Origin of the sequence: Polaromonas sp. CG_9.11, assembly GCF_015752225.1 — a bacterium.
In the GTDB taxonomy this organism is placed as follows: Bacteria; Pseudomonadota; Gammaproteobacteria; order Burkholderiales; family Burkholderiaceae_C; genus Polaromonas.
Genome location: NZ_JADOVE010000002.1, coordinates 75,574 through 88,618, shown reverse-complemented (window position 1 = coordinate 88,618; position 13,045 = coordinate 75,574). Strand labels below are relative to the sequence as shown.

At 59.7% G+C, this 13,045-nt stretch carries 11 protein-coding genes; 6 read left to right on the top strand and 5 right to left on the bottom strand.

Annotated features, from left to right (window positions below; all coding sequences use genetic code 11):
* Position 1: 1 nt before the first annotated feature.
* Together IWX85_RS02165 and IWX85_RS02160 are read right to left on the bottom strand one after the other, a co-directional pair.
* Positions 2-877 (bottom strand): branched-chain amino acid ABC transporter permease, encoded by an 876-nt coding sequence (locus tag IWX85_RS02165; protein ID WP_036808816.1) that lies wholly within the window; start codon positions 875-877, stop codon positions 2-4.
* A gap of 114 nt (positions 878-991) precedes the next feature.
* Positions 992-2,194: an ABC transporter substrate-binding protein gene (locus IWX85_RS02160; protein WP_196868603.1), complete on the bottom strand. Its 1,203-nt coding sequence runs from the start codon at positions 2,192-2,194 to the stop codon at positions 992-994.
* 382 nt (positions 2,195-2,576) lie between these two features.
* Between IWX85_RS02160 and icmF the strand changes: the two genes are divergently transcribed.
* Positions 2,577-5,870 carry a fused isobutyryl-CoA mutase/GTPase IcmF gene (icmF, locus tag IWX85_RS02155; RefSeq protein WP_196868602.1) on the top strand — a complete coding sequence of 1,098 codons (3,294 nt, stop codon included), beginning with the start codon at positions 2,577-2,579 and terminating at the stop codon, positions 5,868-5,870.
* 127 nt (positions 5,871-5,997) lie between these two features.
* On the opposite strand, the gene IWX85_RS02150 is transcribed toward icmF, so the two are convergent.
* Complete coding sequence (locus tag IWX85_RS02150) at positions 5,998-6,159, bottom strand: hypothetical protein (RefSeq protein ID WP_011802893.1); 162 nt, start codon at positions 6,157-6,159, stop codon at positions 5,998-6,000.
* 140 nt (positions 6,160-6,299) lie between these two features.
* A complete protein-coding gene (locus tag IWX85_RS02145) occupies positions 6,300-7,256 on the bottom strand; it encodes a polysaccharide deacetylase family protein (protein WP_196868601.1) in 957 nt (318 codons plus the stop codon).
* Positions 7,257-7,416: 160 nt separating this feature from the next.
* Between IWX85_RS02145 and IWX85_RS02140 the strand changes: the two genes are divergently transcribed.
* On the top strand, positions 7,417-8,682 hold the full coding sequence (locus IWX85_RS02140) for a glycosyltransferase family 4 protein (RefSeq protein ID WP_196868600.1): 1,266 nt from the start codon (positions 7,417-7,419) through the stop codon (positions 8,680-8,682).
* A gap of 83 nt (positions 8,683-8,765) precedes the next feature.
* On the opposite strand, the gene IWX85_RS02135 is transcribed toward IWX85_RS02140, so the two are convergent.
* Positions 8,766-9,839, bottom strand: coding sequence for a DUF6352 family protein (locus tag IWX85_RS02135; RefSeq protein WP_196868599.1), 1,074 nt, complete (start codon positions 9,837-9,839; stop codon positions 8,766-8,768).
* Here IWX85_RS02135 and IWX85_RS02130 point away from each other — a divergent pair.
* From IWX85_RS02130 to IWX85_RS02115, 4 genes are all read left to right on the top strand, one after another.
* Positions 9,838-10,116, top strand: a complete 279-nt coding sequence (locus IWX85_RS02130) for a hypothetical protein (RefSeq protein ID WP_196868598.1) — start codon at positions 9,838-9,840, stop codon at positions 10,114-10,116. The genes IWX85_RS02135 and IWX85_RS02130 overlap by 2 nt on opposite strands.
* Before the next feature lie 147 nt (positions 10,117-10,263).
* On the top strand, positions 10,264-11,037 hold the full coding sequence (locus IWX85_RS02125; protein ID WP_196868597.1) for an ABC transporter ATP-binding protein: 774 nt from the start codon (positions 10,264-10,266) through the stop codon (positions 11,035-11,037).
* Between the two features lie 2 nt (positions 11,038-11,039).
* Entirely contained in the window at positions 11,040-11,744 is a 705-nt protein-coding gene (locus IWX85_RS02120; protein WP_036803645.1) for an ABC transporter ATP-binding protein, read from the top strand.
* Between the two features lie 69 nt (positions 11,745-11,813).
* Positions 11,814-13,007, top strand: coding sequence for an ABC transporter substrate-binding protein (locus IWX85_RS02115; RefSeq protein WP_036803649.1), 1,194 nt, complete (start codon positions 11,814-11,816; stop codon positions 13,005-13,007).
* Positions 13,008-13,045: the final 38 nt, after the last annotated feature.

Sequence of the window (13,045 nt, the reverse complement as noted above, 5' to 3'; positions counted from 1 at the left end):
TTCAAACTTTCTTGATCGCGTTTTTGCCGAACAGGCCGGCCGGCTTGAAGGCCAGCACCAGCAGCAGCAGCACCAGGCCGGGAACGTCCTTGTAGCCGGTGGACAGGTAAAAGCCGGTGGTGGTTTCAGCGACGCCCAGAATGATGCCGCCGACAATGATGCCCATGCCGCTGGTCAGCCCGCCGATGATGGCCACGGCAAAAGCCTTCAGGCCCAGCACCGAGCCCATGGTGGCGCCGGTCAGCGTCAGCGGCGCGATCAGGGCGCCGGCGAAGGCCGCAGTGGCCGACGACAGCGCATACGAAAAGGTGATCACCAGGCCGGTGTTGATACCCATCAGCTTGGCCGCATCGCGGTCGTTGAAGGTTGCCACCACAGCCTTGCCGTAGATGGTCTTGCGGTTGAAGAACTCTACCGCCAGCATCATCAGCACGGCGCCCACCACCACCAGAATTTCCATCGGCAACACGTTGGCGCCGAGGATCTTGATCGGCGATTCGGGCAGCGGCGAGGGGAATTTCAGGTCGTCACGGCCCCAGATGTTCTCGGCCACGTTCTTGAAAATGATGCCCAGCGCAATGGTGGACATGATCCAGCCAAACTCGCTCTTGATCTTGATGGCCGGGCGCACGCCGATGCGCTCGACAAAGCTGCCCTGCGCCAGGCCGAACACAATCACCAGCGGCAGCATCAGCCAGTAGTTCACGCCCAGGTTGACCAGCGTCAGGCCGACCATGGCGCCGAGCATCAGCGCATCGCCCTGGCCGAAGTTCAGCGTGTCGGAGGTCTGGAAGGTCAGCTGGTAGCCAAAGGCGATGACAGCGTAGATCATGCCCAGCGCGATACCGCTGTAAATAAGTTGGAGCAGGATTTCCATATGTATTTAATTCCGCAAAAAAATCGGTCTGTTCAGGCCGCGCACAGCGGCAGCGGACAATAAAAAAGCACCGCGTCAGCTGGCGCGGTGCCTGTTTTCAGCAGTCTTTCCGACTTACTTCTTGACGCGTATTTCAGATGCCTTTTTCTGGTCGTCAGGATAGGCATACACCACGCGCTGGCCCTTGACCTCGCCAAATACCGGAATGTTGGCCGTGATGGCTTCGTGGTCTTTGGCCGTAAATGGCTTGTTGTAGGTGGTGATCACACCTTCAACCGGTGTCTTCAGGTCTTCCAGCGCTGACTTGATCTTGGGGCCGTCGGTCGAATTGGCCTGCTTGATGGCGGCGGCCAGCAGGTAAATGGAGTCATAACCCTGGGCCGCCGACACCGGCGAGTCGATGCGCTGGTTCTTCGGGTTGAAGGTTTTCAGGTAATTGATGATGAATGACTGACGCTTGGGGGTGGTCGGCTCCTGAATGAAGGTTTGCGGCATGCGCGCGCCCTCGCCGCCAGGACCGGCATTGTCGATGTAGTTGGCCATCGACAGCGTCCAGCTGCCGACCATCGGCACTTTCCAGCCCAGCTTGGTCATGCCGTTGGCGATTTGCGCCAGTTCGGGGCCAATGCCATAGGTCAGGATGACTTCGGCGCCGGCTTCCTTGGCCTTGAGCAACTGGGCCGTCATGTCCACATCCTTGATGTTGAACTTCTCGACAGCCACAGGGGTGATGCCCTTGGCCTTGAGCGCGGTCTCCAGGTCGGCGCGGCCAAGCTGGCCGTAGTTGGTGGAGTCGGCCAGAATCGCGACCTTTTTGAAACCGCGCCGTGTGACGGCTTCCTCGACAATCATCGGCGCCTGGATGTTGTCGTGCGCCGCATTGCGGAAGATATAGTTTTCAGGCTGATCCTTGAACTGCTGCGTGATCAGGCTGCCGGTGGCCACGTTGTTCATGACCGGAATCTTGGCTTCCTGGAAAAAACGTTGCGATGCCAGCGCCACGCCGGTGTTGATGTAACCCACAGTGGCCGAAACCTTTTCCTTGTTGATCAGCTCCTGCGCAATCTGTACGCCGCGCTCGTTTTTCGCTTCGTCATCGCGCTCGACAACCTGCAACTGGCGACCGATCACGCCGCCAGACTTGTTGATTTCGTCGACCGCGAGCCGGACACCGTCACGCATGCTCACGCCCATCGACGACGAACCGCCGGTGAAAGGACCTGTCACGCCGATCTTGATGGGATCGGCCGCAGTGGCCATGCCAGCAAAACCAAGAACAGCTGACGCGACCGCCAGTTGGGCAAAACGAAAAGTCATATTGTCTCCACAGTAATAAATAAGCTCGGCGCACTTGGCGACTGACGCCGTAAAGCCCCTTGACCCTTTGCGGACCGCAGGTTGGTCACTAATCTAACCGACTCAACCTCAGGCCGCATGGGTGTTTTCCTTGAAAAAAGCGCTGCCAGATCAAAAAAACGATGAATATTTTTTAACCCCGTCAAGAAAATATTTCAAATACAGAGTTTTTCGAGGTTTACAAGAAAAAATAAAGGGTTAACCCTTGACTGAAAGACAACAGCTAAACAGACGGCCCATCCATCGCAAAAAGTTGCCTCCTTGTAAGTTGACGTTTACGTAAACGTAATATCATGGAGATCCGGCACCTCAGGGTGCTCATCATCCTGAGGAGACGCTTTCCATGACCGACCTGTCCGCCGACTACAAGGCCCTTGCCAGCTACCGCCCAATCCATAAAGTGCGCTTCATCACCGCCGCCAGCCTGTTTGATGGCCACGACGCGGCGATCAACATCATGCGGCGCATCCTGCAGGGCATGGGTGCCGAAGTGGTCCACCTCGGCCACAACCGCAGCGTTGACGAAGTCGTGACGGCTGCGCTACAGGAAGACGCGCAGGGGATTGCCATCAGCTCCTACCAGGGCGGGCATGTGGAGTATTTCAAGTACATGGTCGATCTGCTGAAAAGCCGGGGCGGCGAGCACATCCAGGTGTTCGGCGGCGGCGGTGGCGTGATCGTCGGACCCGAAATCCGCGAGCTGCAAGCCTACGGCGTGGCGCGCATCTTCAGCCCCGAAGACGGCCAGCGCATGGGCCTGGCCGGCATGATCGGCGAGATGGTGATGCGCTGCGACAAGGACATCAGCGGTTATGCACCGAGCCGCATCGAGGCCATTGAAGGCCACAACGAGATGGCCTGGCGCGCACTGGCCCAACTCATCACGGCGCTCGAAGAAAACAAGGCAAATGAGGCCCTTGTGCAAGCAGTACGGGCGCAAGCTGCTACTAAAAAAATACCGGTTCTGGGCATCACCGGCACTGGCGGCGCTGGCAAGTCCAGCCTGACCGACGAGCTGATTCGCCGCCTGCGGCTAGACCAGGGCGACCAGCTGCGCGTGGCCCTCATCAGCATCGACCCGTCGCGTCGCAAGAGCGGTGGCGCGCTGCTCGGCGACCGTATCCGCATGAACGCCATCAATCCGTGGAGCCAGGGCCAGCGCGTGTTCATGCGCTCGCTCGCCACGCGCGACTTTGGCTCCGAGATCAGCAAGGCGCTGCCCGATGTGATTGCCGCCTGCAAGGCCGCTGGCTTCGACCTGATCATCGTCGAAACCTCCGGCATTGGCCAGGGCGACGCGGCCATCGTGCCGCATGTCGATGTGCCGATGTACGTGATGACGCCCGAGTTTGGCGCGGCCAGCCAGCTGGAAAAAATCGACATGCTCGACTTTGCCGAGTTCGTTGCCATCAACAAGTTCGACCGCAAGGGCGCGCTCGACGCCCTGCGCGACGTGGCCAAGCAGGTGCAGCGCAACAAGGAAGCCTGGACCACGCCCGCCGACCAGATGCCGGTGTTCGGCACCATGGCCGCACGCTTCAACGACGACGGCGTGACGGCGCTCTACCAGGCGCTCAAAATTCGCCTGGGTGCCCTGGGATTGAGCCTGACCGACGGCACCTTGCCACTGACCAATGTGCGCCACAGCACCAACCAGACACCTGTCGTGCCCGCAGCCCGCACCCGCTACCTGGCCGAAATCACCGACACAGTGCGCGGCTACAAAAAGCGCGGCCACGAACAAGCCGCGCTGGCCCGGCAAATCCAGCAGTTGCGCGCCACCTCCGGCATGCTCAGCGCCAGCAAGTCCGACCAGGCGAATGCCGTCGAAGCCGTTATAGGCTTGGCCGTGGAGCGCGAGCAGGTGCAAGACCCAGCCGCCAAAAAGCTGCTGGCCCAGTGGCCTGAAATGCAGAAAGCCTACGCCGGCGACGAATATGTCGTCAAAATCCGCGACAAGGAAATCCGTACCCAGCTCACCAGCAAGTCGCTTTCGGGCACCACCATCCGCAAGGTCTGCCTGCCAACCTACGAAGACCACGGCGAAATCCTGAAATGGCTGATTCTGGACAACGTGCCCGGCAGCTACCCCTACACCGCCGGCACCTTTGCCTTCAAGCGCGAGGGCGAAGACCCGACACGCATGTTCGCCGGCGAAGGCGACCCGTTCCGCACGAACACCCGCTTCAAGCTGCTGAGCGACGGCATGGCCGCCAAGCGCTTGTCCACCGCCTTCGACTCGGTCACGCTCTACGGCAACGACCCGGACCCGCGTCCGGACATTTACGGCAAGGTCGGCAACTCGGGCGTGTCCATCGCCACACTGGACGACATGAAGGTGCTGTATGGCGGGTTTGACCTGTGCAGCCCAACGACCAGCGTGTCGATGACCATCAACGGCCCGGCGCCCAGCATCCTGGCGATGTTCATGAACACCGCCATCGACCAGAACTTAGAGAAGTTCAAGACCGACAACGGCCGTGATCCGACCGACACCGAAATCGCCAAGATCCGCGAATGGGTGCAGGCCAACGTGCGCGGCACGGTGCAGGCCGACATCCTGAAGGAAGACCAGGGCCAGAACACCTGCATTTTCAGCACCGAGTTCAGCCTGAAGGTGATGGGCGACATTGCCGAATACTTTGTGCACCACAACGTGCGCAACTTCTACAGCGTGTCGATCAGCGGTTACCACATTGCCGAAGCCGGCGCGAACCCGATCAGCCAGCTGGCCTTTACGCTGTCGAACGGGTTCACGTTTGTCGAAGCGTATCTGGCGCGCGGCATGCACATCGACGACTTTGCGCCCAACCTGAGCTTTTTCTTCAGCAACGGCATGGATCCGGAATACACCGTGATGGGCCGCGTCGCCCGCCGCATCTGGGCCGTGGCGATGAAGGAAAAATACGGCGCCAACGAGCGCAGCCAGAAGCTGAAATACCACATCCAGACCTCGGGCCGCAGCCTGCACGCGCAGGAAATCCAGTTCAACGACATCCGCACCACGCTGCAGGCGCTGATTGCGATCTACGACAACTGCAACTCGCTGCACACCAACGCGTTTGATGAAGCCATCACCACGCCGACCGAAGACAGCGTGCGCCGCGCCATGGCCATCCAGCTCATCATCAACCGCGAATGGGGGCTGGCGAAGAACGAAAACCCGTCACAGGGCGCGTTCATCATCGAGGAACTCACCGAACTGGTCGAAGAAGCTGTGCTGACCGAATTCCAGAATATCGCCGACCGCGGCGGTGTGCTGGGGGCCATGGAAACCGGCTACCAGCGCGGCCGCATCCAGGACGAGTCGATGCACTACGAGATGCTCAAGCACACCGGCGAGTTGCCGATCATCGGCGTGAACACCTTTCGCAACCCGCACGGCGATGCGGTGCACGACAAGCTGGAGTTGGCCCGTTCAACCGACGAGGAAAAGCAAAGCCAGCTCAAGCGCCTGGAAGACTTCCACACCCGCCACGCCCATGAAGCGCCGACACAGCTCAAACGGCTGCAGCAGGCGGTGATCGAGAACATGAACGTCTTCGAGGTGTTGATGGATGCGGTGCGGGTCTGCTCACTCGGCCAGATCACCAATGCGCTGTTTGAAGTTGGCGGCCAGTACCGGCGCAATATGTAAGCCTCACCAGCCCCGGTCCTGAAACCGGCGCTAAAAAAAAGAAACCCCGACCACCGAGGCGAATCGCGCCTCGGTGGTCGGGGTTTCTTTTTGGCCGAGCACAAAATGCTCCGGCCAGTCCCTTGGCTTAACCCTGGTGGGGGCGCTTGCCGGGGTTCTTCTTGCTGCGGGTGTGCGAACCACGCTCAAGGCTGATCTTCTGGCCGTTGCCAGTGGTGATGGTGTAGCCTTTTGGCGGCACTGGCTTGGGGGCGCAGATGTCGGCCTCGACTCTGATTTTCTTGGACATGGAAGACTCCGGGTTAAAAATGGGCTGAACGGCTGATTTTAAGCCACTGTGCGCCGGCACCTGCATTTACCTGGCCAATTCGCCAAAGACCACCTTGCTGCCAGGCAGCAACGGTGGCGCCAGGCGCAGTCTCTTGCTCTTCAGGCCGACTGCATCATCGTCTTGAGCGCATGACTGGGAACAAATCGGGCGCCAAACAGGCGGCATTGCCGACGGATGTCCTGCCCGCCATGGAAAAAGAATCGCCCGAGCAGCATGCGGGAATCGCTGTCCAGCGGCAACCGGGGGGGGCGCGGCGCCACGGTAAAACCCACGCGCAGCCCTGCCGCCACGGCCGCATGAACGGCAGCAGGAGAGCAGTTGCCGTTGGGATAGGCAATGGCAACAGGCCGGTAGCCCACCAGGTCGGCCAGTGCGTTCTGGCACACCGTGATCTGGTCAACCATTTCGGCAGGCGTGCAGTTCGTCAGGATGGCATGGTCGCGCGTGTGGTTGCCCACATGGACCCACGGGTTCAACGCGAACCGCCCCAGCTCACGCGGCGTGAACGGGCGATCGATGTCGCCGCAGGGCTTGAGCACCGCATGACCGAAACGCTGGCACAGGTAAGCATCAATCTTTTCAGGGGTCAGCCCCTTGAGTTGCTCTATCTCGGACTTCTGCCGGTCCGGACTGACGCCGCTGCGCGTCAACTCGCGGCTAAAGGCATCCCACCAGAAGGCCTTGTTCTGTTGCACATGGTCAGTGGACACAAAAAAGGTTGCGGGAACACGGAACTGGTCCAGCACATCGAGCGCCAGCATGTTGTTGAAGTAGCCGTCGTCAAACGTGATCGTGAGGTAGCGCCGGCCCGGTGAAAGCCCGGCATCGATCTGGGCAGGCGACACGACGGTGTAACCATTTTCAAGCATCTCTTCAACAAACCCGCGAAAGTCCGCCACTGTCACGTTCTGGTTCGGGGCCAGGTCGCGGTTGGCAAGCTGTTTTTGGTTCTCGTACAGCGAGTGGAACAGGACGTTGACCAGCGCATTCGGGGCAACGGCGCCACGGTCGGCTGCTATTGCAAAGTCATCCACTGCCTTCAACCCTTGTTTCATGAGATGCCTCAGCATGTTTGCCTTAAGGTATTCAAGGTAACGCCCTTGTCGTGTCCAAAATGTTTTACATGTAACAGGATAAAAATAACCAAATACGCATTTGTTGCTGGTGCATTATTGCGCAACACAGTCTGCCGATTTGCATCAATTAAATCAAAAAATGCAGGATTCCCCCTCTAAAGATCGCCAGCAATCCTGGGCAACATCCTCTTCCTCTGACCACTCAAGCTATATCTACATCGCTTGTCCCTGGTCGCCCGGTGGCGGTGGCATGTACAAGGTGGCCGACTACCTGATCCAGTGCCAAGCCGAGCATTTACCCACTGGATCGGCACGTCTGCGCGCGCTGGACACGCGCGGTTCGGGTGGCCCCCAATATTCTCTCTGGGTCCTGCTGATGGCCATTGCCAGGATTGCAGCAGGCCGGCTGCAGGGCCGCCTGGCAGGCGTGCATGTCAACCTGGCCACGCGCATGAGCCTGTTCCGCAAAGGCACCTTGATCGTGGCGTGCGCAGCGATGGGCGTGCCGACCGTGCTGCACCTGCATGCGCAGATGAACGGGTTTTATGACAGGTTGCCGGCGGTGCTTCGCTGGCTGACACGCTGGGTTTTTTCCTTGCCGCAAGGCGTGATCGTGATAGGTCCTGGCGCCAAGGGCCTCGTCATCGACGTTCTGCATGTGCCGGCTGACAGGGTGCACACCATTGTCAATGGCGTGCCGGAGCCTGACGGCGTGCCGCAAGCGGTGCCCGGCAGCCCGCTGCATCGTGTTCTCTTCCTGGCCAACCTGTCGGATCGAAAAGGACTGCTGGACCTGCTGCAGGCACTGGCGCATCCGGCGCTCGACACGTCCGGCTTGATCGTCACGATTGCGGGGGGCGGCAATGTGACCGCTTATCAGGCCAAGGCATGCGCGCTGGGCGTCAGCGATCTGGTGCGGTTTGAAGGTTGGTGCGACCAGCGCAAAGTCAGCCATCTTCTTGCGAATTCCGACTTACTGGTATTGCCTTCGCACGATGAAGTGCTGCCACTGGCCATCCTGGAAGCCATTGCGCATGGCGTGGCGGTCGTCACGACGGCGGTAGGCGAGATTCCATCCTTGCTGACCGACGGCGTCGATGCGGTGTTCGTGACGGTGGCCAGTCCCGAGAGCATTGCCGCTGGCATGCAGAAGGTTTTAAAAACGCCCGGACTGAAGCAGACCCTGACAAGAAACGGCCGTGCGCTGTATGCGCAACATTTTTGCCTGTCGAGTTTTTTTTCCAATATTGCCAGCGTTCATCAGCGGTGTTTCGGGATGGCCAGCCACATGAAGAAAACACCACCTTCCGTTGAGGATTTGCAGGAGCGGGCTGACGGTGACGCAATTATTTCTGACGGCAAGCCGGCGGGAACAGAAATCAATACCCGTTCCGCACCGCTTTGAAATGGCGGGCCAAATCTCAAAAGGCTTGCTGGCAAGGCCCCAGCCGATTGCGCAAGGTTCATTACAGTCTGGCGCGCATGCCTTCATTGCATCCAGGAACGCAGCGGCAGGTTCACCAGCAGGTTTTGCGGCTTGATGCGAAGCACGCCCTCGGCATTCATCATCAGCCCCATATAAACCGGCTTGCCTGCCACATCAGCGCGCATCTCCTGCGGATCTTCAAAATCGAGACGAAACAGGCTCACCAGCCGATCCAGACGTTCCGCTGCCACGACACGGTCTTCATACAGGTCATTGAGCAGCGCCGTCGCCTCCGTATCGAGCCCCAGATGCCAGCGCCAGGCATCGTCATCGATCTTTTGCAACGGCCGGATGGTGACGCCGACACCCAGAAAGTGACGAACCCATTTTTGCAGCACACCGGCCAACGCCTTCAAACCTGAGCGTGCCCGGGTCATTTTCAGCACCAGCCCATGGCTCAGGTCAGCAGTGACTTCATGTGTAAGGTCGAGCAAGAAGGCATGACGGTCGGCCTGCTGCCAGTAGTCCGGCGCATTGGCCTCGCCGAGTACCTGCAGGCTGATGGTTCGCAGCGGCGCCTTGGCCTCGGCCAGGAAGCGGCCAAAGTCGCCCAGGCCGCCGGTTTCGCTAAACATGTCGATCACCTCGCGGTCACCGCTGAGCACCTGGCCGTCCTGCGTGCTGATGCGCTGGGGGCGAAACAGCATTTCGCCGGCGCGCACTTCGTAAGCGTCGCCCGACTCGTGCAACAGGTTGTGGGTGATGGCCTGCGCCAGCAGATCGATGAACAGCGGTGGAATGGTGATGACGCCGGTTCCGTCGCGCGCGAACAAGCCAAGGTAATAGGCTTCAAGCGTGCCGGCAGCCAGCAGGCCATCGCGAAAACGCAAAAAGAACTGGTAGCTGTCGCGGACATCCTGGTCCTGCACATTCTGCACATCGGCAGGCGTGACCGGCCTGGACGGCAATGCCAGCAGGGCCGCATGCAAAGCCCGCTCGGCCTCGCAGGATTCCGCCACTGGTGCCAGTTCGGGACGGGCTAGAAAAAACCGCAGGTAATCATCGGTTGGAAGCAGCCAGCCGCGAGGGTTGCGCTGAAGCGGAGTGAAACCGCTGGAAGGCCAGAAATTTTGCATGGGCGCCATCGTCGCACAGCGCAGCAGCACTGCCATGAAAGCTTGTGAAATTTTTTTGATAGCTGCCCGGGCTTGCCAGCAAGGCGTAATTGACACTTTTTCTCAAAATCAAGAATGGATTGGCTGGCTCCTTTTCGTGTCCCGCCTCGACATTCACAAGCTGCCCAAGGTGGACGCCGCCAGCCTGTGCTGTGGAGGCGTTGCAGCCAACAAGTTGCTGGATTCAAGGGGCCGATTTCGATTAAAAAATCGTACCAAAGAAGGCACACCGCGCTAACCTTTCATTACGAAAAACTACCTAAGGGTCTAACCCGGTATCTTCGCCAGAGGTGTCTGGCTAGGATAAAGGCCTGTGTTTCACAGAGCCGAAGCTGTCTATTTTCAGACGCTCCGCGAAGTCAATTCAACCTGCCGGAGAGCCAATTTGCCAGTGGATTTCATTCTTGAAACGCGCAGTCTGACCAAGGAATTCAAGGGATTCGTTGCGGTCAATAACGTGGACCTGAAAGTCCAGCGCGGGCACATTCATGCGCTCATTGGCCCCAATGGCGCCGGGAAGACGACCTTCTTCAACCTGTTGACCAAGTTTTTGACGCCCACGCGCGGCAGCATCACCTTCAACGGCACCGACATCACGTTTGAAAAGCCGGCGCAGACCGCCCGGCGCGGCATCGTCCGTTCGTTCCAGATATCTGCCGTGTTCCCGCACATGACGGTGCTGGAAAACGTGCGCGCCGCGTTGCAACGCAACCTGGGCACGTCGTTTCATTTCTGGAAGGCCGAAAGCACGCTCTATCCGCTGCACGACCGTGCCCGCGCCCTGCTTGATGAAGTCGACCTGGGCCAGTTCGCAGACGTGCTGACGGTCAACCTGCCTTACGGCCGCAAGCGCGCGCTGGAGCTGGCAACCACCCTGGCCCTGGAGCCTGAGCTGATGCTGCTGGACGAACCCACGCAGGGCATGGGCCATGAAGACGTGGACCGGGTCACGCAACTGATCAAGAAAGTTTCGGCTGGACGCACCATCCTGATGGTTGAGCACAACATGAACGTGGTGTCGTCGATCGCCGACCGTATCACGGTGCTGCAGCGCGGCGCCATCATTGCCGACGGCACGTATGCCGAGGTGTCAAAGAATCCGCTGGTCATCGAGGCCTATATGGGTACGGCGGACACCGCCTTGCAGGGAGCGCACTGAACATGAGCAAAGAATTTCTGCGCATCGAAGACCTGCACGCCTGGTATGGCGAGTCGCACATCCTGCATGGCGTTAACCTGACCGTGAACGAGGGCGAGGTCGTCACCCTGCTCGGCCGCAACGGCGCCGGCCGCACCACCACCCTGCGCGCCATCGTCGGCCTAACCGGCGCGCGCAAAGGCTCGGTCAAGATCAACGGCGAGGAAGCCCTGAAGCTGGCGCCGCACAAGGTGGCCCGGCTTGGCGTGGGCTATTGCCCTGAGGAGCGCGGCATTTTCGCCAGCCTCTCAACCGAAGAAAACCTGATGCTGCCGCCCACGATTGCACCGGGCGGCATGAAGCTCGACGAGATCTATGCCATGTTCCCCAACCTGAAGGAGCGGGCCAACAGCCCCGGCACGCGCCTGTCGGGCGGCGAGCAGCAAATGCTGGCCGTGGCGCGCATTCTGCGTACCGGCGCGCGGCTGCTGCTGCTCGATGAAATCTCCGAAGGCTTGGCGCCAGTGATCGTCCAGAAACTGGCCGAAATGATTTTGGCGCTCAAGGCCAAGGGCTACACCATCGTGCTGGTCGAGCAGAACTTCCGCTTTGCCGCGCCCTTGGCCGACCGTTTCTACGTGATGGAGCACGGGCAGATCGTCAAGCAGTTCGCCCAGTCCGAACTGAGCCAGAACATGGGCATGCTCCAGGAATACCTGGGCGTTTAAGCCACAAGCCTGCCCGCCTTTTTTTCCATCTTTTCAACCTTTTCAACCACGCAATCAGGAGACAAAAAAATGAAACTCAAGCTACTCGCCCTCTCGATGACCCTCGGATTTGCCGCTGCAGCTTCTGCACAGAACACCGGCCCGGTCAAGATCGGCTTCATCACCGACATGTCCAGCCTGTACGCCGACATTGACGGCCCTGCCGGCGCCGAAATGGTCAACTGGGCCGTGCAGGATTTTGGCGGCAAGGTCTTGAACCGTCCGATTGAAGTGCTGACAGCCGACCACCAGAACAAAGCCGACATTGCCAGCTCCAAGGCCCGCGAATGGATCGACAAGGACAACCTGTCGATGCTGATCGGCGGCACCAATTCGGGCACCGCACTGGCCATGGCCAAGATCGCCGAAGAAAAGAAACGCCCCTTCATGGCCATTGGCCCCGGCTCGGCCCGTCTGACCAACGAAGCCTGCTCGCCTTACACCGTGCACTACGCCTACGACACCGTGGCGCTGGCCAAGGTGGCTGGCACGGCCCTGGTGAAGTCTGGCGCCAAGAACTGGTTCTTTCTGACGGCTGACTATGCTTTTGGCCACTCCCTCGAAAACGATGCGTCCAACGTGGTCAAGGCCAACGGCGGCACGGTCGCCGGCGCTGTGCGTCACCCGCTCAACGCCTCCGACTTCTCCTCGTTCCTGTTGCAGGCCCAATCGTCCAAGGCCCAGGTGCTGGCGCTGGCCAATGCGGGTGGCGACTTCACCAATGCCATGAAGGCCGCGCGTGAATTCGGCATCAACAAATCCATGAAGATCGCCGGCCTGCTGGTGTTCATCAACGACGTGCACAGCCTGGGCTTGGCCAACACCGAAGGCCTGCAGCTGGCCGACAGCTGGTACTGGAACCAAGATGACGCCTCGCGCAAATTTGCCAAGCGCTTTTTTGAAAAATACAAACGCATGCCTTCGAGCCTGCAGGCTGCCGACTACTCGGCCGCGACGACCTACCTGAAGGCCGTGCAGGCCGCCGGGACCACAGACGGCGACAAGGTCATGAGCACCCTCAAGGCCATGAAGATCGACGACTTTTACAACAAGGGCCAGATTCGCGCCGACGGCCGGATGATCCATGACATGTACCTGTACCAGGTCAAGTCGGCCAAGGAGTCGACCGTGCCATGGGACTACTACAAGCTGGTGTCCACGATTCCGGGTGACCAGGCCTTCACCACGGCGGCCGAATCCAAGTGCGCACTGATCAAAAAGTAAGCTGAAGCACGGGGCGGCTGGTCGCAGGAAGCGACCAG